Genomic DNA, 20,146 nt, shown 5'->3' with positions numbered 1-20,146 from the left:
AGCCTATGTTTCGCGGGTGTTACACATGCCTTCGTCCTGCTGTGAGGTCGAAAAGGTGGTATAAGTCACCGCGGCCAACACGGGTCGACGCTGGTCCGCCCATGAGAGCTTATCCTGGTGCCATGGCACGCATGACGGGCAGTTGGCTTTCCGGGCCTGCTGCGGCGCTTCCCAAAGGTCTCCAGCAGGAGCAGGACTATCCCGGGCAACTGCTCGGCCTCCCCGAACACGGCCCCGGCTCCATGGTGCCCACCGTCCGCCGGGTACTCGCCCTCGCGGTCGACTGGTTCATGTCCATGGCGATCGCGGCCGGCCTCGTCGGGGGCAACCCGCTCGAGAGTCCGCTGCTGTCGTCGTACACCCTCATCATCTGGTTCGTGGTGGGCGTGGGATGCGTGAGCCTGTTCTCGTTCACCCCCGGACAGTTCGTCGCCGGGCTGCAGGTCGTGCGGGTGGACGCCCCCGCGAGGGTCGGCATCGTGCGCGCGCTCGCACGTCAGGTGCTACTGGTGTTCATCGCCCCGGCGCTCGTCACCGACATCGACGGTCGCGGCCTGCAGGATCGCGCCACGGGCACCGCGGTCGTCCGTTCGCGCTGACGCGCAGGCGTCCGTTCGCGCTGACCGCGACCACCCGCAAACTTCTCCGCATACACCGAAGGCCGCCTTCGTCCCCGGGACGAGAGGCGGCCTTCGGCGTAGTTCGGAAGATCAGCGGCGGCGCATGGTGCGCTGCACGCTGCGCATCTTCGCGCCGGCGGGAAGCGGGCCCTTGGGCATGGCCGGCCCGGACTTCTTCGTGCTCAGCGCCGACAGGCGACCTTCGATGGTGTCCATCCGCTTGGTATCGATGTTGCGGGGCAGCTTGTTCAGACGCTTCTGCAGCTGGGAGAGCTGGATCTGGCCCTCCTCGTTGCCGACGACGAACTCGTAGATCGGGGTGTCGCCGACGAGACGCGCGACCCGCTTCTTCTCCTGGGCCATCAGGCCCTTCACGCGACCGGGGTTGCCCTCACCGACGAGGATGATGCCGGGACGTCCGATGACGCGGTGCACGGCGTCGAGCTGGGTGGTGCCCGCGACCGCCTGGCTCACGCGCCACGCGCCCTGCAGGTTGTCGAGCGCCCACGCGGCCGCACCGGCCTGACCGTCGGCCTTCGCGTACACGCTCTTCTGCACGCGGCGCCCGAAGATGATGAAGGCCAACAGGACGCCGACGAGGATGCCGACCGGCAGCAGGAACCACTGGATGTCGAAGATCAGGCCGACGAGGAAGAACACCACGATCGAACCGACGAGGGCACCGATCATCCACGGCAGGAGTGCCTTGTCCTCCTTGCGCTGGATCTGGAACGCCTGCCATAGCTGGGTTCGACGCTCCTTCGACGCCTGCTTGCGTGCGGCCTTCGCCGCGGCCTTCGCTTCCTTGTCGGTCTTGCTGCCCTTCGCCATGTACTCAAGGATACGGCCCCGGTGGTGGCACGTTTACCACCACCGGGGCCGCCTGAGGACCTGCCGCGACGAGCGGCGGGAGGTCAGTTGCCGAAGCGCGCGAGAACGGCGCCGGCTTCCTGGGACGCCGTGCCCTCCTCGGCGAGATGCGCCTGGTCGGCGGGAAGTTCGCGTCCGTGGTGGGCCATCGCCTGTGCGTACAGGCGACCGGCGCGGTACGACGAACGCACCAGCGGACCGGCCATCACACCGGCGAACCCGATCTCGCGGGCGGTCTCGGAGTGATCGACGAACTCCTGCGGCTTGACCCAGCGCTCGACCGGATGGTGGAGCGGGGAGGGCCGCAGGTACTGGGTGATCGTGATGATGTCGCAGCCGGCGGCGTGCAGGTCGTGCAGCGCTTCGGTGACCTCCTCGGGGGTCTCGCCCATGCCGAGGATGAGGTTGGACTTGGTGACCAGTCCGAAGTCGCGGGCCTGCCGGATCACGTCGAGCGACCGCTCGTAGCGGAAGGCCGGACGGATGCGCTTGAAGATCCGCGGCACGGTCTCGACGTTGTGCGCGAGCACCTCGGGACGCGACTCGAAGACCTCCTGCAGCAGGTCGGGCTTGCCGTTGAAGTCGGGGATGAGGTTCTCGACGCCGGTGCCCGGGTTGAGCGCGTGGATCTGCTTCACCGTCTCGGCATACAGCCATGCGCCGCCGTCGGGCAGATCGTCGCGGGCGACGCCGGTGATCGTGGAGTAGCGCAGACCCATCGAGCGGACCGACTCGGCGACACGACGCGGCTCGTCGCGGTCGAGCGCGGCGGGCTTACCGGTGTCGATCTGGCAGAAGTCGCAGCGACGGGTGCACTGCTCGCCACCGATGAGGAATGTCGCCTCGCGGTCTTCCCAGCACTCGTAGATGTTGGGACAACCGGCTTCCTCACAGACCGTGTGCAGACCTTCGCGTCGCACCAGGCCCTTGAGGTCGGTGTACTCCGGGCCCATCTTCGCCCGGGTCTTGATCCAGTTGGGTTTGCGTTCGATCGGCGTCTGCGCGTTTCGGGTCTCGATCCGCAGCAGCTTGCGTCCTTCTGGGGCCACAGTCACGCACTCGATCGTACGCCGCCGGTCCTGCCCGGACCCGGCGGGTGCGACCGCCCTTCAGAACCGGTGTGTCGTGAATTCCGGGGTGGTGGTGGGAATTCCGGACGCCCCGACGGCGTGCTCGAAGGTGACCCGCTCGATGTCGCACTCGGTCACGGGGATTCGGCCGTCGAGAGCGGCGATGACGGCCTCGGTGACGGCCGGGATCACGTCGTCGACGGTGACCTCCCGGCCGAGTTCGCCGGTGAGCGACGCGACTCCGGCGTCGCGGATGCCGCACGGGACGATCGAGTCGAACGCGTCGAGAGCCGAATTGCAGTTGAGTGCGAAGCCGTGCATGGCGACACCACGTTGCACCCGGATGCCGATCGCAGCGATCTTGCGTTCGGGGAGCCAGTGCCCGTCGCGCAGCTCGGCGGGAAGCCAGACACCGGAGCGTCCTTCCACGCGGCCGCAGTTCAGGCCCATGTCGGTACAGACGCGGATCAGGCCCTGTTCGACGCGACGCACGTAGCCGACGACGTCGATCGGCTCGGCGAGCTTGACGATGGGATAGCCCACGAGCTGCCCGGGGCCGTGCCAGGTGATCTTGCCGCCGCGGTCGACGTCGATGACGGGCGTGCCGTCGGTGGGGCGGTCGCCGTCCTCGGTGCGGCGCCCGGCCGTGTAGACGGGCGGGTGTTCGAGCAGGAGCAGGGTGTCGGCGCCGATGCCGTCGGCGCGCTCGTTCGCGAGTTCGCGCTGCCTCTCCCAGGCCTCGAGATAACCGAGGGTTCCGAGACATGCGACGGCGACGGGAGCCGAATCGGAACGGGCGGAAGACGAGGGATCACTCATGTTCCTGAACTCTACGCCGCACCGCAGGGGGAGGGCACCCGCTGTGGCGCGGACGCCGACGGGGGCATCACGGCAGTGGTGATGCCCCCGTCGGAGGTCGTCGGACGGATAGTCCGGATCCGGAAACCTACAGTCCCAGATCGGACTCGAACGCGCCCTCCTCGAGACGATGCTTGATCGTCTTGAGGAAGCGGCCCGCGTCGGCACCGTCGATCAGGCGGTGATCGTAGGTAAGCGGCAGGTAGCACATCGAGCGGACGCCGATGGACTCGTTGCCGGTCTCGTCGATCACCACGACCGGACGCTTGACGATGGCGCCGGTTCCGAGCATCGCGGCCTGCGGCGGCACGAGGATCGGGGTGTCGAACAACGCGCCCTGGCTACCGATGTTGGTGATGGTGAAGGTGCCACCGGCCAGCTCGTCGGGCTTGAGACCACCCTTGCGGGCACGCTCGGCGATGTCGGCGATCGCGCGGGCGAGCTCGGCCAGCGACAGGTCGCCGGCGTTGTGGATCACCGGGGAGAGCAGGCCCTGCTCGGTGTCCACCGCGATGCCGAGGTGCTCGGCCGCGTGGTAGGTGATCTCCTTCTTGCTGTCGTCGAAGGAGGCGTTGACGTTCGGGTGCGCGCGCAGCGCCTCGACGACAGCCTTGGCGAAGAACGGCAGGAAGGTGAGGTTGACGCTCTCGCGCTCGGAGAACGCCTTCTTCGCCTGGGCCCGCAGCTGGGCGATCTTGGTGACGTCGACCTCGAAGGTCTGGGTGAGCTGCGCGGTGGTCTGCAGCGACTCGAGGGTCTTCTTCGCCGTGATCTGGCGGATGCGGTTGATCTTCTGGGTCGTTCCGCGCAGCTTGGCGAGCTCGGGGCGCACACCCGGAGCCGGACTCGCCGGAGCGGCCGACTTCTGCTGCTCGCCACCGGCTGCCTTGCCACCCTCGGCGGCAGCGAGGACGTCCTGCTTGCGGATGCGGCCACCGACACCGGTGCCCTTCACCGTCGACAGGTCGACGCCGTGCTGCGAGGCGAGCTTGCGCACGAGCGGGGTGACGTACGGGGTCGCACCGCTCGGGGTGGACTCCTCCTGAGGCGCGGGCTTCGGGGTCGTCGCCGCGGTCCCGACCGGCTTCGGTGCGGGAGCCGGGGTGGCCTGCTCGACCTTCGGGGCCTGCTGCTGTGCGGCGGGCTTCTGCTCGGCGGGCTTCGGAGTCTCCTGCTTCGGAACCTCCTGCTTCGGCGCGGGCTTCTCCTCGGCGGGAGCGGACTGCTGGGCCGGGGCTTCGCTGCCGATGACGGCGAGCTGTCCGCCGACCTCGACGGTCTCGTCCTCCTGAGCGGTGATCTCGGTGAGGATGCCGGCGACCGGGGAGGGGATCTCGGTGTCGACCTTGTCGGTGGAGACCTCGAGGAGCGGTTCGTCCACGGCGACCTCGTCGCCGACGGCCTTGAGCCAGCGGGTGACGGTGCCTTCGGTGACCGACTCGCCCAGTGCCGGCATGGTGACCGGGGTGCCCTCGCCGCTACCACCCGAGGATGCGGGCTGCGCGGGGGCGGACGGAGCCGGAGCGGCCTCCTCGGACGGCTCGGTGGTGGGCTCGACGGCCGGCGCCGACTCCTCGGCCGGGGCGGACTGCTCGGCGGGAGCGGACTGCTCGGCGGGAGCGGACTGCTGGGCCGGGGCCTCGCTGCCGATGACGGCGAGCTGTCCGCCGACCTCGACGGTCTCGTCCTCCTGAGCGGTGATCTCGGTGAGGATGCCGGCGACCGGGGAGGGGATCTCGGTGTCGACCTTGTCGGTGGAGACCTCGAGGAGCGGTTCGTCCACGGCGACCTCGTCGCCGACGGCCTTGAGCCAGCGGGTGACGGTGCCCTCGGTGACCGACTCGCCCAGTGCCGGCATGGTGACCGGGGTGCCCTCGCCGCTACCACCCGAGGATGCGGGCTGCGCGGGGGCGGACTCCGCGGCGGGCTCCTCCGCGGGAGCCTCTTCGGCCGGTGCCTTTTCGGCGGCGGGTGCGGAATCTTCGCCGGCTTCCTCACCGGCGTCACCGATCACCGCCAGTTCGCCACCGATCTCGACCGTGTCATCCTCCTGGGCGACGATCTTGACCAGCACGCCGGCTGCAGGCGACGGGATCTCGGTGTCGACCTTGTCCGTGGAGACTTCGAGCAAGGGCTCGTCGACTTCGACCGTGTCTCCTTCCTGCTTGAGCCATCGCGTGACAGTTCCCTCGGTGACGCTCTCACCAAGCGCTGGCATCTGGACGGAGAAGGCCATGTCTGTTGACTCCTCGACGGTTGTGTTCGTGTGTGTTGAGTTGTACCGACTCGTGGTCGCCGACCATTGTGTGGTCGTTGACCATTGTGCGCGGGCCAGGAACCCCGTGCCTGCTGGTTCACGTGTTCGGTCGGGCCGATACCGGCGGGGCATGGCCCCTCCCATCCTTGCACCTATCTTTCGGTGATGTTCGGGGAGGGGCGGATCACCTCACACCGGGGTTCCGCTGTTACCGATCACACCGGTCCTCTCCCTCGCCCCGGGCGGGGCCAGGCGGGGAGAGGACCGGTGTGGAAGATCATCCGTTGGCGGCGATGTCCTCGATCACGGCGAGCATGGTGCGCACGGGCACGCCGGTGCCGCCCTTGCCGACGTAACCGAACGGTCCGCCGGTGTTGAAGGCCGGGCCGGCGACGTCGATGTGCGCCCACTGCACACCCTCGGCGACGAACTCCTTCAGGAAGATGCCGGCCGTGAGCATGCCGCCCCACCGGTGGGGGGAGACGTTCGCGAGGTCGGCCACGCGGGACTCGAGATCACCGCGCAGTTCCTTCGGGAAGGGCATCGCCCAGCCGTTCTCACCGACCTCCTGGGACAGAGCGGCCACGCGGTCGCGGAACTCGTCGTGACCCATGACGCCCGGCGTCCGGGTGCCGAGGGCGACCATCTGTGCGCCGGTGAGGGTCGCGGTGTCGATGAGGTAGTCGGGATCGTCCTCGCATGCGCGCACGATGGCGTCGGCGAGGATCAGGCGACCCTCGGCGTCGGTGTTGATGACCTCGACGGTGGTTCCACCGTACTGGGTCAGCACGTCGCCCGGACGCTGCGCGGTCGACGACGGCATGTTCTCGGCCATCGGCACGGTCGCGGTGACGTCGGCGGCGACACCGAGCTTCGCGGCGAGCACGACGGTCGCGACGACCGCGGCGGCGCCGGCCATGTCGGAGGTCATCGCCTCCATGCCGGCGGCGGGCTTGATGGAGATGCCGCCGGTGTCGAAGGTGATGCCCTTGCCCACGAGCGCGACCTTCGGGGCCTTGCGCTTCTTCGACGAGTAGGACAGGCGCACGAGACGCGGGGGACGCGACGAGCCCTTGCCGACGCCGACGATGCCGCCGAAGCCCTTCTTCTCGAGCACCTTCTCGTCGAGGATCTCGACCTTCAGACCGGCGGCCTCGCCGAGTGCCTTCGCGCGCTCGGCGAACTCTGCCGGGAACAGGTGGCTCGGCGGGGTGTTCACGAAGTTCCGGGCCGTCGCGACGGCCTCGGCGATCGCGACGGAGCGGGAGAGCGCCGCCTTCGCCGCGCGGTCGCGGGTCGAAGGCACGAGCAGTTCCACCCGCGCGACCGCCTGCGCGTCCTTCTTGGGTGCGGACTTCTCCGACCGGAACTCGGTGTAGGTGTAGGCGCCGAGCGCGAAACCTTCCGCCGCGGCACCGAGGTCGACGGCGGACAGTGTGGTCGCGACCGTCTCCACACCTGTCAGTGCGCGTGCCGCGACCCCGGCGGAGCGGCGGATCTGCTCGGCGTCGATCTTGTCGGCGTCGCCGAGACCGACGGCGAGCACGCTCGTCACGGGCAGGGAGGCAGGCGCCGGCACGCGGGTGAGCTCCTCGCCGCGGCCTTTCGCGCCCACGGCGACCAGGGAGTCGAGCAGTTCGCCGAGAACCGCTTCGTCGATCGGGGCGTCGCCCGCGAGGATCTCGGGGGTGCCGTCGGCGGAGGTCACGCCGATCACCAGGACATCGGCTCGTTTGGAAACCGAACCGGCGAGAACGAGTTCGGGAAGATCGGGAGTGGGTGCACTCACAGGGCATCTCCTTGGAGCTTGGTCGGGAACGAGCGAGTCGTTCTCTTGCGGCGTCGTTCGGTGCGAGGGGAATCGCCTCGATGTAATCGACCCTAATGACAACGACGCCCGGCGTCGCTGTCGGACACGGTGGCGGTGGGATAGCGTCGTACGCCATGAGCGACGAGGAACTGAAGCAGGGCCCCATCCACACCGTGCACGTCGAACTCGGTGCGACCTTCGCTCCGTTCGGCGGCTGGGAGATGCCGGTCTCCTACGCAGGGACGGTCGCCGAGCACACGGCCGTGCGCGAGAACGTGGGACTGTTCGACGTCAGCCACCTGGGCAAGGCACTCGTCGCCGGACCGGATGCCGCCCAGTTCCTGAACACCACGCTCAGCAACGACCTCACCCGCATCGGTCCCGGCAAGGCGCAGTACACCCTGTGCTGCACCGAGAACGGCGGTGTCGTCGACGACCTGATCGTCTACCACGTCTCCGACGACGAGCTCTTCCTCGTTCCGAACGCGGCCAACACCGCAGCGGTCGTCGAGGCGCTGACCGCCGCGGCACCGGCCGGCGTCACAGTGACGAACCAGCATCGCGACCACGCGGTGTTCGCCGTCCAGGGGCCGAAGGCCGTCGAGGTCCTCGAGGCGCTCGGCCTGCCCACCGACATCGCCTACATGGGCTTCGCCGACGCCGAGTACGAGGGTGCTCCGGTGCGCGTGTGCCGCAGCGGCTACACCGGCGAACGGGGCTACGAGGTGCTGCCGCGCTGGGACGACGCCGAAGGTGTCTTCCGCGCGCTGCTCGACGCCGTCCGCGCACAGGGCGGTCAGGCCGCCGGTCTCGGCGCCCGCGACACCTTGCGCACCGAGATGGGCTACGCGCTGCACGGGCACGAGCTGTCCGTCGACATCTCGCCGCTCGAAGCGCGGGTCGGCTGGGCCGTGGGCTGGAAGAAGCCGCAGTTCTGGGGTCGCGACGCGCTGGTCCGCGAGAAGGAGGCGGGCCCGGCACGGAAACTGTGGGGCCTGCGGGCGCTCGACCGCGGCGTCCTGCGTCAGGACCTGACCGTGCGTCGCGACGGTGACGAGGTAGGGCGGACCACCTCGGGCACCTTCTCGCCGACCCTCAAGATCGGCATCGCCCTCGCACTCCTCGACACCGCCGCCGGACTCGAACCGGGCGACGAAGTGAGCGTGGACGTGCGCGGACGGTCGCTGCGCGCCGAAGTGGTGGCTCCGCCGTTCGTCGAGGACCACACCAGATAGGGCTTCTGCAGGCGGTTGTACCATTGTCCTCCATGACAGGTGTCCTCGAATTCGCCCGCGTCCAGCATCCTTCACCGAGCTCTGCGGAGCGGCGCCAGGAGGTTCTGTCGAATCCCGGTTTCGGGCAGTACTTCACCGATCACATGGTGTCGATCACTTACACCGGCGGGATCGGTTGGCACGACGCGAAAGTCGAGCCGTACACCCCGATATCCCTGGACCCGGCCGCGATGGTCCTGCACTACGGGCAGGCGATCTTCGAGGGTCTCAAGGCCTACCGGCAGGCCGACGGCAGCATCGCGTCGTTCCGCGTGACCGCCAATGCCGCGCGCATGAACCGGTCCGCGGAGCGGCTCGCGATGCCGTACCTGCCGCCGGAGCTGTTCGTGAAGGCGATCACCGAGCTGGTCGAGGTCGACAACGAGTGGGTTCCCGCCGCCGGCGGCGAGGATTCGCTCTACCTGCGTCCCTTCGCCTTCGCGACCGAGCCGGCTCTCGGCGTGCGGCCCGCGAAGGAGTACAAGTTCCTCGTCATCGCGTCCCCGGCGGGTGCCTACTTCCCGCGCGGCGTGAAGCCGGTCAACGTGTGGCTCTCCCGCGAGTACGTGCGCGCCTCCCCGGGCGGCACGGGCGCCGCGAAGTTCGCCGGCAACTACGCGGCTTCGCTCGTCGCGCAGGCGCACGCTGCCGAGCAGGGCTGCGACCAGGTGGTCTGGCTCGACGCGATCGAGCGCAAGTACGTCGAGGAGATGGGCGGCATGAACCTGTACTTCGTGTACGGGTCCGGTGCCGACGCGCGTCTGGTCACCCCGGAGCTGTCCGGCTCGCTGCTCCCCGGCATCACCCGCGACTCGCTGCTCACCCTCGCCAAGGACTCCGGTCTCTCGGTCGAGGAGCGACGCATCAGCACCGACGAGTGGCGCGAGAAGGCCGGCAGCGGTGAGATCACCGAGGTGTTCGCGTGCGGTACCGCCGCGGTCATCACGCCGGTCGGCAGCGTCAAGGACAAGGACGGCGAGTTCACCATCGCCGACGGCGAGCCCGGCCCCATCACGATGGCCCTGCGCGACACCCTGACCGGCATCCAGCGCGGTACCTTCGCCGACACCCACGGATGGATGACGACGCTGCGCAAGTGACGTAGCCACGAACGCGAAGGGATGTTGCCGGATTTCCGGCAGCACCCCTTCGTCGTTTCCGGACGCAGTGCGATCTAGAGCAAGGCCGCCGCAGCCACCGCGACGGCAGAGACCGTGCCCTCGGTGACCGCGCCGAGCACGTCGCCGTTCATGCCGCCGAAGCGCGCGACGCAGTGACGGGCGAAAAGCACCGAGGCGACCAGCACCACCGTGACGACGAGCGGTCCCGCCCAGAGCGGACCGGGCAGGCACACGAGCGACAGTGCCACCGCGGCCACCGTCCACACCGTGATCGGCACGACACCCTGCGTCCCCGCCACGAGCGAGCCGAAGCCGCTGCCGGGCGCTGCCGGGACACCGCGCCGGCACGCGACGACCACGGCCACACGTCCGGAGAAGACCGCGAACCCGACCGCCCCCCACGCGTCGGTGTCGACGAGCGCACCGAACGAGGCGGCCTGCAGACCGAGGACGACGACGAGCGCCGCCACACCGAAGGGACCCGCGCCGCCGCTGTGCATCACCTCGCGCGCCCGCTCGGGCGGGCCGTAGCAGCCGAGACCGTCGGCGGTGTCACTCAGGCCGTCGACGTGCATTCCGCGGGTGCCGACCGCCAGCACCCCGACACACACCAGGCCCGTCACCAGTGGTGGCGTCCCGACGGCGGAACCGATCAGGCAGACGGCGGTGGCCGCGGCGGCGAGTACGGCACCGGCGATCGGCGCCACGGAGATCGCACGTCCGGCGACCGTCCGGTCGATCTCCGTCGGGCCTCGCGCGGGCAGGACCGTCAACCACGACAGGGCCAGCGCGACCCCGCCGAGCCAGGCGCGGATCATCAGTCGGCGTTTGCCGGGGCGCTCTCGTCGCGGGTGCTCACGCCCGCTTCGGAGAAGGTGGCCATCTGCGCGAGAATCGCGACCGCACCTTGCAGCACCGGCAGCGCCGTCACGGCTCCCGATCCCTCGCCGAGGCGCATACCGAGGTCGACGATCGGTTCGAGCCGGAGATGACGCAGCGCGATGGTATGGGCGGGTTCGGCCGACCGGTGACCGGACACCCACCAGCGTGCCGCGCCGGGTGCGAGTTCCTCGGCGACCATCGCAGCAGCGGTGACGACGACGCCGTCGAGGATCACCGGCGTCCGGCGGACCGCGGCCTGCGCGAGGAATCCCGCCATCGCAGCGAAGTCCGCGCCACCGGCGGTGCGCAGCAGGGCGACGGGATTGCGTACGTGGGGCCGCGCCCGCCACATGGCGTCGCGGATCGCGGTGACCTTGCGCATCCACCCCGCGTCGTCGACGCCGGTGCCGCGGCCGACCGCGGCCACGGGTTCGGTGGAGGTGAGGATGGCGATGAGAACGGTTGCAGGAGTGGTGTTCCCGATCCCCATATCGCCCGCGACGAGGAGATCGGCGCCTTCGTCGACCTCGCGGTCGGCGAGCGCACGGCCGGCCTCGATCGCGCGGACCGTCTCGTCGTGCGTGAGCGCGTCCTCGCGGTCGATGCTGCCGCTCGAGTGACGGATCTTGAGCTCGGACACCTCGGGGGAGGTGTCGCTCTCGACTGCCATGTCGACGACCCGCACTCCTGCGCCCGCGGCGGCGGCGAGCACGTTCACGGCGGCGCCACCCGCGGACAGGTTCGCCACCATTTGCGCGGTGACCTCCGGCGGATAGGCCGAGACCCCGTTGCGCGCGACGCCGTGGTCACCTGCGAAGACCACGACCCGCGGTCGGCGGAAGGGATGGGGCGGGACCTCGCCCTGACAGGCGGCGACCCAGCACCCGAGTTCCTCGAGCCGTCCGAGTGAGCGGGCGGGTTTCGTCAGATCCCGCTGGCGTTCCTCGGCGGCGACGCGTGCTTCGAGATCGGGTGGGTCGACGCGCGGGAACTCGACGTCGGCGGGGGAATCGGAACCGCTGGTCACAGGTCACCTCTCGGACGGATCTTCACGCGAGAACGCTATCAACCGCCCGCTCTGGCAGAAATCCGATGCTATGCGTCATCACTGCCACTTCTCGGCGATCGGATTCGGTCGGAGGATCGAGACATGATCGAACTCACAGTCACCGTCCTGGTCCTGTCCACCCTGGTCATCGGTCTCGAGGTGCTCCGCCGGCGGACCGCTACCGCGCCGGCCTGGGTCCGGCGCGCGCCCTGGCGACTCCACTGGGAGCGCCCCGCACGGACGACTCGGCCGCGGCACCGCATGTCGCAGGACGTGCAGGCCGCGGCCGAGATCCGGAGCTACCGCCGGTGGTGTGCGGGGCGCCTCACAACTGAGGTCGCCGGGAGGTCAGACGGCGTCCCCCGGGCCGACCCGGGGGAGCGGTGCACGCAGCTTCTTGATCTGGGAGGCGCGCACGAAGGCGTACCAGCCGAGGCCGAAGCCACCGTCGGTCGAATCGGGGAAGCGCTCGCGCACCTTCTTGTTGACCATTCGCCCGAGATAGATGCCCTCGATGATCATCAGGAACATCATCACGAACATCGCGAGCGTGACGTACTGCTGCACCACCGGCCCGAGGAACATCGACATGATGAGCACGAGCGCGAGCGGCATGAACAGGCCGACGAGATTGCGCCGGCTGTCGACGATGTCGCGCACGTAGGCGCGCACTGGGCCGCGGTCGCGGGGGAGCAGGTACTTCTCCTCGCCCGCGAGCATCCGGTTGCGACGCTCGGACGCGTCGGCGCGACGCTGCGCGGCGGCCGCCTTGCGCTCCTCCTTGCTCTGCGACTTGCGCGCGGCCTTGCGGCGCTCGCGGGCTTCCTTCGCAGTCAGGGGAGCGGGGGCGACGGGACCGCGACGACGGTTCTCGGCGTCGCGCCGTTTGGGCGTCGGACGCCCCTTACCGGTCGTCGCCTTCGCGGACGCGGAATCGTCGGGAGTCGCGGCCGGGGAGTCCTCGGTCGCAGGAACCTGGTGATCGGCGGAGTCGTCGGAACCACCGCGGCGTAGCAACTTCACACCACCAGGCTATGGGATAGTGGAGAGAAGCGGGAAATTCCGCACGCCATACCACGCTCGGCGCAACTCGTCCACGAGGAATAGATTCCGGCGCGGTACCGTTGAACCATCGGGTTTCGACACGAACGACAGGGAGCGCCCATGACTGTGCAGCAAGAGACCGATACTCACGGCGTCATCCTGACCGAGGCCGCCGCTGCGAAGGCGAAGGCACTGCTCGATCAGGAGGGCCGCGACGACCTCGCACTGCGTATCGCCGTGCAGCCCGGAGGCTGTGCCGGTCTGCGGTACCAGCTGTTCTTCGACGACCGCACGCTGGACGGCGACCTCACGAAAGAATTCGCCGGTGTGACGCTCGCCGTCGACCGGATGAGCGCGCCGTACGTCGAGGGTGCGTCGATCGACTTCGTCGACACCATCGAGAAGCAGGGCTTCACCATCGACAACCCGAATGCCACGGGGTCGTGCGCCTGCGGCGACTCGTTCAACTGAACCGAGAACGCACCTCGGAACCCCGGCGCTTCACGGCGCCGGGGTTCCGTCGTTTCCGCGGTAGTACCGTGGGACCGCTCCGGCTCTCCGTGTGAGCAGCCACACCATCGACATCCGCGGAAAGGCTCAGCCACGTGACTATCGCCGTGACCGGCTCCATCGCCACCGACCACCTCATGCGCTTTCCCGGCCGGTTCGCCGAGCAGCTGCTCGCCGACCAGCTCGCGCACATCTCCCTGAGCTTCCTCGTCGACGACCTCGTCGTCCGGCGCGGCGGAGTGGGCGGCAACATCGCCTTCGCGATGGGTGTCCTGGGCGGAACGCCGGTGCTCGTCGGCGCCGTCGGCGCCGACTTCACCGAGTACCGCACCTGGCTCGAGGACCACGGGGTCGACTGCTCGTCGGTGCGGATCTCGCAGACCGCCCACACCGCCCGCTTCGTGTGCACTACCGACCTGGACATGGCGCAGATCGCCTCGTTCTACCCCGGTGCGATGTCCGAGGCCCGCGAGATCTCCATCGCCGACGTGGTGAGCAAGCACAGCGTCGACCTCGTGCTCGTCGGCGCCAACGATCCCGACGCGATGATCCGGCACACCGAGGAGTGCCGCCGGCTCGGCGTCCCGTTCGTCGCCGACCCGTCCCAGCAGCTCGCCCGCCTGGACGGGCAGCAGGCCGAGCAGCTCATCGACGGCGCCGAGTACCTGTTCACCAACGAGTACGAGTGGGGACTGCTGCTGCAGAAGACCGGTCTCACCGAGGACGAGGTGCAGACGAAGGTCGGCATGCGCATCACCACCCTCGGCGGTGACGGCGCGACGATCGTCGACCGCGACGGCAACCAGGTGCAGGTCGGTGTGGTGCCCGAGCGCGCAAAGGTCGACCCCACCGGTGTGGGCGACGCCTTCCGCGCCGGCTTCCTGCTCGGACACCGCTCCGGTCTGAGCATCGAACGGGCCGCGCAGCTGGGCTCGCTGGTCGCGGTGCACGTCCTCGAGACCACCGGCACGCAGGAGTGGAACTTCGACCGCACCGACGCCCTCAAGCGTCTCGCCGACGCCTACGGCACCGCCGCCGCCGACGAGATCGGCGCGATTCTCGGCGCCTGAGCGGCGGAACACCCGATCCTGGAAACGCGACGGCCGCGAACATCCCCGGGGATGTTCGCGGCCGTCGCGTACGGGTCGGGTGATCAGATCTCGACCGGGTAGGCCGGCTCCTGGATCTGCGGCACGATGCGCTTCTCCACGAAGATGCCGTGCCAGACCATGAAGCACAGCACCGTCCACAGACGACGGCTGTGATCGATCGGGCCGGTCCGGTGCTCGTCGAGCATCTTCGCCACCGCGCCCTTGTCGAGCAGGTGATCGGTCTGCGACTCGGCGATCACCTCGTGCGCCCAGTCGAACAGCTCCGTGCCGGCCAGCCAGTGCCGCAGCGGCACCGGGAAGCCCAGCTTCGCGCGGTGCAGCACGTGTGGCGGGACGATGCCCTCCAGCGCCTGCCGCAGCGCATACTTCGTCGTCTGTTTCGTGATCTTCTGGTCCAGCGGAACCTGCGACGCCACCCGGAACACCTCGGAGTCCAGGAACGGCACGCGCAGCTCGAGCGAGTTGGCCATCGTCATCTTGTCGGCCTTGACGAGGATGTCGCCGCGCAGCCACGTGAACAGGTCGAGATGCTGCATCCGTGCCACCGGATCCCAGCCGGCAGACTGCGCGTAGATCGGGGCGGTGACGTCCTGGTGCGTCCATTCCGGACGGAAGTCGCGCAGCACCGAGCGCAGCTGCGCGTCGTTGAAGCTGCGGGCGTTGCCGTAGTAGCGCTCCTCGAGCGTCATCGAGCCACGGTGCAGCAGGCTCTTGCCTCGGGTGCCCTCGGGGATGCGCTCCGAGAGCTTCCCGGCAGCCCGGCGCAGCGCCGGCGGCAGGAACTCGAACGGACGCAGCGACAGCGGCTCGCGGTAGATCGTGTAACCGCCGAACAGCTCGTCGGCGCCCTCACCCGACAGCACGACCTTGACGTGCTTGCGGGCCTCCCGGGCGATGAACCACAGCGGCACGAGCGCCGGGTCGGCCACAGGGTCGTCGAGGTACCAGATGATCTCGGGGATAGCCGCGGCGAACTCGCTGGGGGAGACCACCCGCACCACGTGCCGGGCACCGATCGCGGCCGCCGACTCTGCGGCGACGTCGACCTCGGAGTAACCCTCCCGCTCGAAACCCGCGGTGAAGGTGATGAGCTTCGGGTTGTGGCGCATCGCCAGCGCGGCGATGGCCGTCGAATCGATGCCACCCGAGAGGAACGACCCGACGGTCACGTCGGCGCGCATGTGCTTGGCCACCGAGTCCTCGAGGGCCTCGGCGATCTCGCGGTAACGATCCTGTTCGCGGCCCGCCGCGAACGGCCGGACCGGGAAGGTGGGATGGAAGTATCGCGTGATCTCCGGCTCGGCGCCGGGCGTGATACGCGCGTAGCAGCCCGACTCGAGGCGGCGGATCCGCCGGTGCAGCGTCTCGGGCTCGGGAACGTACTGCAGCACCGTGTAGTGCTCGATCGCACGAGGATCGAGCTCGGTGTCGATGCCGATCACGTCGGCGAGCTCCAGCAGACTCTTCTTCTCGCTGCCGAAGGCGGTACCGCCGGTGCCGGTCGCGAGGAACAGCGGCTTGATGCCGAACGGGTCGCGGGCGACGAACAGCTCGCGGGTGTGCGTGTCCCAGATCGCGAAGGCGAACATACCCCGCAGGCGCTGGACCGCGCGCACTCCCCAGTGGTGGTAGGCCGCGACGATCGCCTCGCTGTCGCCCTCGGTCGCGAAGGAGGTACCGAACGTCTCGGTGAGCTCCTTGCGCAGTTCGAGATAGTTGTAGATCTCACCGTTGAAGGTCAGCGCGTAGCGGTCGGGCTGCTCCGGCGGGCCCCAGCGCAGCGGCTGGTGCGAGTGCGCGATGTCGATGATCGACAACCGGTTGAATCCGAAGACGAGGTCGGCGTCGTGCCAGGTGCCGTGCTCGTCGGGGCCGCGATGGCGCAGGCAGTGCATCGCGGAGTCCACCTTCGCGACGGCGTCGTCGCTGGTGCCGTCAGTGGTCAGAAACCCGAGCAATCCGCACACGCGTGGGTTACCTCATTCCGGTCGGGGGTGTCGCGAAGAACCCCGGTGGGTGCCCAGCGCGGGACACCGCACCGCGCATGACACCGGGAACTACCACTCGGGGTCCGGCGTTGGTTCTACCGAAGTATGCCGCAGACGGTCGACATCGGGCAGCCGCGCCCGGACGCCACTGACGATCACTCGCCCGACAGGAGAAAACCGACGTCACGAGCCGGGTCTTCCGGTCGAAACGCCCAGTCCGACACTTTCTTCGTGCCCCGGCGATGGATAGCGCCCGGGTTTGGTCTACGCTGCGTAGTAATTGGGCCGGCCCTCCGGGTGTGCCCTAGTGGAATTGCGGCGATCAGGAAGGCGTGAACGTGGCGCAAGGTCGGATCCTTCGGCGGTTCGGGCTCGCAGCATCACTCGGCATTGCAGCCTTGGTGCTGACCGGGTGCTCGAGCGAAGAAATCCTTCGTTTCGGCTGGCCGGAGGGCATCACTCCTCAGGCCGAGCGTATGCGTGAACTGTGGACGTGGTCGGTTGTCGCCGCCCTCGTCATGGGAATTCTCGTGTGGGCACTCACCTTCTGGGTGATCATTGCCTACCGGCGTCGGAAGGACGATCCGGAGTTCCCGCGTCAGACGGCATACAACGTGCCGCTCGAGCTGGCTTACACCGCGGCGCCGTTCGTCGCCGTGTGTGTCCTCTTCTACTTCACGGTCGTGGTGCAGAACTACGTCCTGGAGAAGGAAGACAACCCGAACGTCGTGGTCGACGTGACGGCGTTCCAGTGGAACTGGAAGTTCGGCTACCGGACGATCGATCTGCAGGACGGCACGGCCCCTTACAACGGTATCGACGAGGTCGCCGAGGCGGCAGTTGCACAGGAGCCGTTCGACCCGTCCACCGCGCACGGTGAATCGGGTGAGGAGCACGAGGCTCCGGGAGCGATCCACGGCAAGCCCGCCGAGGACCTGTCCTACCTGCACTACGACAAGATCGAGACGATCGGCACCAGCGAAGAGATTCCGGTGCTCGTTCTTCCCACCGGGAAGCGCATCGAGTTCCAGCTGGCGTCCTCCGACGTCATCCACGCCTTCTGGGTGCCGGAGTTCCTGTTCAAGCGCGACGTGAACCCGAACCCGCGTGAGAACAACTCCGATCCGGTCTTCCAGATCTCCGAGATCGAGCGTGAGGGCGCGTTCGTCGGCCGCTGCGCCGAGATGTGCGGCACCTACCACGCGATGATGAACTTCGAGGTCCGCGCGGTCAGCCCGGAGGACTTCGCCCGGTACATCGAGCTCCGCAAGCCGGTCGAGGACGGCGGCGAAGGCCTGTCGAACGCTCGTGCGCTCGAAGCCATCGGCCAGAGCCCGATCGCGACCTCGACGACTCCGTTCAAGACCGACCGCACGGATCGGTCGGCGACCGTCGCCGCAGGCGAGTGACGGCCACCCCCTCCGACAAGGACAAGTGCTGATATGAAGATCGAAGCCAAGCTCTTCGAGGTCGTGACGGTGTTCTTCGTGCTCGTCGCCATCGTGTACGGCGTGTTCACCGGGCTCTCGGACAAGGGCATCGAATGGGCCGGCCTCACGGCCATCGTCCTCTCCGCCGGTCTGACCCTGATCGTCGGAACGTACTTCCGCTTCGTTGCTCGTCGTCTCGACACCCGTCCCGAGGACTACGAGGACGCCGAGATCAGCGACGGTGCGGGCGACCTCGGTTTCTTCAGTGCGGGTAGCTATTGGCCGATCCTGCTCGCCGGCGCAGCAGCGTTCGCCGCCATCGCACTGGCCTTCTACCAGCCGTGGATGATCGTCCTCGCGGTCGCGCTCATCATCGCGGCAGCAGCCGGCCTGGTGTTCGAGTACCACATCGGACCCGAGAAGCACTGAGCCGGTACCCTCGACCACACGGGCGCCGCACCTTCGGGTGCGGCGCCTGCGTCGTTTCCGTCGTCGTTCTCGAGGTTCAGTTCTTCAGGGAGCCCGACGCGTGGTGAGGACGACCCTCGCGGTCGCTGCAACCGTACGATTCGGATCGTCGGTCAGAGCCTCGAGCGCGTCGTCGGCGGCCGACCCGGGGATCTCCGCGAGTGCCTGCGTGAGACGTAGCCGGACACCGGCATCGTCCGAGCCGCCGAGCGCGTGCTGCAGCAACCGCACGATCTCGGCGGACGACAGCGGCCGATCTGCGAGCAGGCCGAGTACCTCGGCGGCCTCGACGTCCGACCGGCCCTCCACGATCATCTCTACGAGCACGGGGACGGCCACGTCCACCCCTCGCGCCCCGAGCGTCAGAGCCGCCGTGGAACGTGCTTTGGGATCGGTGTCGTCGAGGGCCCCCTCCAGGAGCCTCGTCGATTCGGGCACACGGAGTTCCGCGAGTGTCGCGATCGCCCGTCGCCGCACCGGCACCTCGTCGGAGTGAAGGCCCTCCGCGAGTGCCGGCAGCGCAGCGTCGAATGCGTCCGCTGCTCGGGCGAGCGACCAGCGCAGCGCGCCGGCGACGAACGGATCCTCCTCCGACAGCGCCGCCCGGACCAGCGCTGCGACCGGCAGCGTCGTGTCCTCGTCCTGGGACAGGATCGCCTGCTGGCGGCGGGAGCCGGAATCGGATTCGAACGCGCGCAACAGCGCGACGAGGCGCAGGACGTCGTCCCAACCGCTGGGGGAGGCCGAGTCGACGCCTTCGAGACGAGCGAGGAGTTCGGTCTCGGCGGCGATCCGTCCGCGCGTGTGCCGGATCAGCTCCTGCACCAGATCCGCCGGAGCGAAATCCGGTTCCCCCAGCGCACGTCCGACCTCGTTCAGCGACAGGCCGAGACTCCGGAGGCTCTCCACGTGGAAGAGCCTCCTGAGGTCGTCCTCGGTGTACTCGCGGTAGCCGCCCGAGGTACGGCCAGTCGGCGTCACCAGCCCCAGGCGGTCGTAGTGCCGCAGCATGCGGCTGCTGACACCGGAGCGCCGCGAGACCTCACCGATCAGCACCGGCTCACTCCCGGATACCGTCCGCGCCGAGTGCGGCGACGCGTTTCGCCGACTCCACAGAGAGGACGAACGCGCTGTCGGGGTCGACGCGGATCCGTTCGGTGGCCTCCGCGTGAGCGCGGACGCGCGGGTCGGGGCTGTTCATCGCCGTGTCCAGGACCGGCGCCGCGGCCTCGTCGAGTGCCGCGAGAGCGCGACCGAGGCTCAGTTGTAGGTCGCGGTCGCCGCGGCCCAGTTCGGCGCCGAGAGCCGCAGCGAGGCCGCTTTCCGAGCCCGGTGGCACGAGAGCGACCGCCGCGCGCCACGCGCTGCGTGCCACCTCGTCGTGCTCGTCGTGGAGCATCCCCGAAACCTTCGGCCATGCGACGGGATCGCCGATCTTCGACAACGTGTGCAGGGCCTGACTGCGTGCCTGTGAGACATCCGAACCGAGCTCGGCGAGCAGACGCGGCACGGTCACCCCGGCCGGCAGACGGCACAGCGCCCAGGTCAGCATGTCGCGGACGAAGAAGTCCGGCTCCACCGCGCACCGGTCGACGAGAGCGGTCACCGTTTCGGGATCGGGTGCGGTACCCGACTCGAGTGCGGCGCGCAGACGCACGGAGGCGTCGTCGGCGGACAGGGCCTCGACGAGGCGGGTGGACAGGGCCTCGACGAGGCGGGTGGACGGGTCCTGATGTGTGCGCATGGGAGGCACCTCCTTCACGACCCATTCGAGCGCTTGTCAC

Annotated in this window: 18 protein-coding genes; 7 read left to right on the top strand and 11 right to left on the bottom strand. The window is 68.9% G+C overall.

The features are described from left to right. Positions 1-122: 122 nt before the first annotated feature. Entirely contained in the window at positions 123-599 is a 477-nt protein-coding gene (locus RBB84_RS09980) for an RDD family protein (protein ID WP_033097791.1), read from the top strand. A 111-nt stretch (positions 600-710) separates the two neighbouring features. Here the strand turns inward: RBB84_RS09980 and RBB84_RS09975 are convergent, their stop codons facing one another. From RBB84_RS09975 to RBB84_RS09955, 5 genes are all read right to left on the bottom strand, one after another. Next, positions 711-1,451 (bottom strand): DUF4191 domain-containing protein, encoded by a 741-nt coding sequence (locus tag RBB84_RS09975; RefSeq protein ID WP_033097792.1) that lies wholly within the window; start codon positions 1,449-1,451, stop codon positions 711-713. An 83-nt stretch (positions 1,452-1,534) separates the two neighbouring features. Continuing rightward, on the bottom strand, positions 1,535-2,545 hold the full coding sequence (gene lipA / locus RBB84_RS09970) for a lipoyl synthase (protein ID WP_006554408.1): 1,011 nt from the start codon (positions 2,543-2,545) through the stop codon (positions 1,535-1,537). A 54-nt stretch (positions 2,546-2,599) separates the two neighbouring features. Beyond that, complete coding sequence (gene lipB / locus RBB84_RS09965; protein WP_006554407.1) at positions 2,600-3,379, bottom strand: lipoyl(octanoyl) transferase LipB; 780 nt, start codon at positions 3,377-3,379, stop codon at positions 2,600-2,602. Positions 3,380-3,506: 127 nt separating this feature from the next. After that, on the bottom strand, positions 3,507-5,654 hold the full coding sequence (gene sucB, locus RBB84_RS09960) for a 2-oxoglutarate dehydrogenase, E2 component, dihydrolipoamide succinyltransferase (protein ID WP_084295047.1): 2,148 nt from the start codon (positions 5,652-5,654) through the stop codon (positions 3,507-3,509). A 298-nt stretch (positions 5,655-5,952) separates the two neighbouring features. Beyond that, positions 5,953-7,464 carry a leucyl aminopeptidase gene (locus RBB84_RS09955; RefSeq protein ID WP_033097581.1) on the bottom strand — a complete coding sequence of 504 codons (1,512 nt, stop codon included), beginning with the start codon at positions 7,462-7,464 and terminating at the stop codon, positions 5,953-5,955. Positions 7,465-7,619: 155 nt separating this feature from the next. Here RBB84_RS09955 and gcvT point away from each other — a divergent pair, with 155 nt between their 5' ends. Continuing rightward, on the top strand, positions 7,620-8,720 hold the full coding sequence (gene gcvT / locus RBB84_RS09950; RefSeq protein ID WP_033097582.1) for a glycine cleavage system aminomethyltransferase GcvT: 1,101 nt from the start codon (positions 7,620-7,622) through the stop codon (positions 8,718-8,720). A gap of 32 nt (positions 8,721-8,752) precedes the next feature. Further along, positions 8,753-9,859 carry a branched-chain amino acid aminotransferase gene (locus RBB84_RS09945; protein ID WP_006554404.1) on the top strand — a complete coding sequence of 369 codons (1,107 nt, stop codon included), beginning with the start codon at positions 8,753-8,755 and terminating at the stop codon, positions 9,857-9,859. A 74-nt stretch (positions 9,860-9,933) separates the two neighbouring features. On the opposite strand, the gene RBB84_RS09940 is transcribed toward RBB84_RS09945, so the two are convergent. The 3 genes from RBB84_RS09940 to RBB84_RS09930 all read right to left on the bottom strand — a co-directional run bounded on the left by RBB84_RS09940 (position 9,934) and on the right by RBB84_RS09930 (position 12,833). Further along, complete coding sequence (locus RBB84_RS09940; RefSeq protein ID WP_033097583.1) at positions 9,934-10,698, bottom strand: adenosylcobinamide-GDP ribazoletransferase; 765 nt, start codon at positions 10,696-10,698, stop codon at positions 9,934-9,936. Then, on the bottom strand, positions 10,698-11,789 hold the full coding sequence (gene cobT, locus RBB84_RS09935) for a nicotinate-nucleotide--dimethylbenzimidazole phosphoribosyltransferase (protein ID WP_033097584.1): 1,092 nt from the start codon (positions 11,787-11,789) through the stop codon (positions 10,698-10,700). The genes RBB84_RS09940 and cobT overlap by 1 nt, the downstream gene beginning before the upstream one ends. 369 nt (positions 11,790-12,158) lie before the next feature. Further along, positions 12,159-12,833 carry a DUF3043 domain-containing protein gene (locus tag RBB84_RS09930; protein ID WP_016693856.1) on the bottom strand — a complete coding sequence of 225 codons (675 nt, stop codon included), beginning with the start codon at positions 12,831-12,833 and terminating at the stop codon, positions 12,159-12,161. Between the two features lie 141 nt (positions 12,834-12,974). Here RBB84_RS09930 and RBB84_RS09925 point away from each other — a divergent pair, with 141 nt between their 5' ends. Together RBB84_RS09925 and RBB84_RS09920 are read left to right on the top strand one after the other, a co-directional pair. Continuing rightward, positions 12,975-13,325 carry an iron-sulfur cluster assembly accessory protein gene (locus tag RBB84_RS09925; protein ID WP_006554400.1) on the top strand — a complete coding sequence of 117 codons (351 nt, stop codon included), beginning with the start codon at positions 12,975-12,977 and terminating at the stop codon, positions 13,323-13,325. A gap of 134 nt (positions 13,326-13,459) precedes the next feature. After that, on the top strand, positions 13,460-14,434 hold the full coding sequence (locus RBB84_RS09920; RefSeq protein WP_033097585.1) for a carbohydrate kinase family protein: 975 nt from the start codon (positions 13,460-13,462) through the stop codon (positions 14,432-14,434). Positions 14,435-14,517: 83 nt separating this feature from the next. Here the strand turns inward: RBB84_RS09920 and asnB are convergent, their stop codons facing one another. Continuing rightward, positions 14,518-16,443 carry an asparagine synthase (glutamine-hydrolyzing) gene (gene asnB, locus RBB84_RS09915; RefSeq protein WP_006554398.1) on the bottom strand — a complete coding sequence of 642 codons (1,926 nt, stop codon included), beginning with the start codon at positions 16,441-16,443 and terminating at the stop codon, positions 14,518-14,520. 353 nt (positions 16,444-16,796) lie between these two features. Between asnB and RBB84_RS09910 the strand changes: the two genes are divergently transcribed. Continuing rightward, complete coding sequence (locus RBB84_RS09910; protein WP_006554397.1) at positions 16,797-17,873, top strand: cytochrome c oxidase subunit II; 1,077 nt, start codon at positions 16,797-16,799, stop codon at positions 17,871-17,873. Between the two features lie 33 nt (positions 17,874-17,906). Beyond that, positions 17,907-18,323 carry a cytochrome c oxidase subunit 4 gene (locus RBB84_RS09905; protein WP_006554396.1) on the top strand — a complete coding sequence of 139 codons (417 nt, stop codon included), beginning with the start codon at positions 17,907-17,909 and terminating at the stop codon, positions 18,321-18,323. 84 nt (positions 18,324-18,407) lie between these two features. Here the strand turns inward: RBB84_RS09905 and RBB84_RS09900 are convergent, their stop codons facing one another. Both RBB84_RS09900 and RBB84_RS09895 read right to left on the bottom strand, forming a co-directional pair. Then, positions 18,408-19,418: a HEAT repeat domain-containing protein gene (locus RBB84_RS09900; RefSeq protein WP_033097586.1), complete on the bottom strand. Its 1,011-nt coding sequence runs from the start codon at positions 19,416-19,418 to the stop codon at positions 18,408-18,410. A 4-nt stretch (positions 19,419-19,422) separates the two neighbouring features. Beyond that, positions 19,423-20,106 (bottom strand): HEAT repeat domain-containing protein, encoded by a 684-nt coding sequence (locus RBB84_RS09895; protein WP_052040080.1) that lies wholly within the window; start codon positions 20,104-20,106, stop codon positions 19,423-19,425. Positions 20,107-20,146 lie beyond the last annotated feature (40 nt).

The organism is Rhodococcus sp. D-6 (genome assembly GCF_040256695.1).
Taxonomy (GTDB): domain Bacteria; phylum Actinomycetota; class Actinomycetes; order Mycobacteriales; family Mycobacteriaceae; genus Rhodococcus; species Rhodococcus pyridinivorans.
The sequence above is the reverse complement of the archived record's forward strand: the minus strand, read 5'-3'. Positions and strand labels throughout refer to the sequence as shown.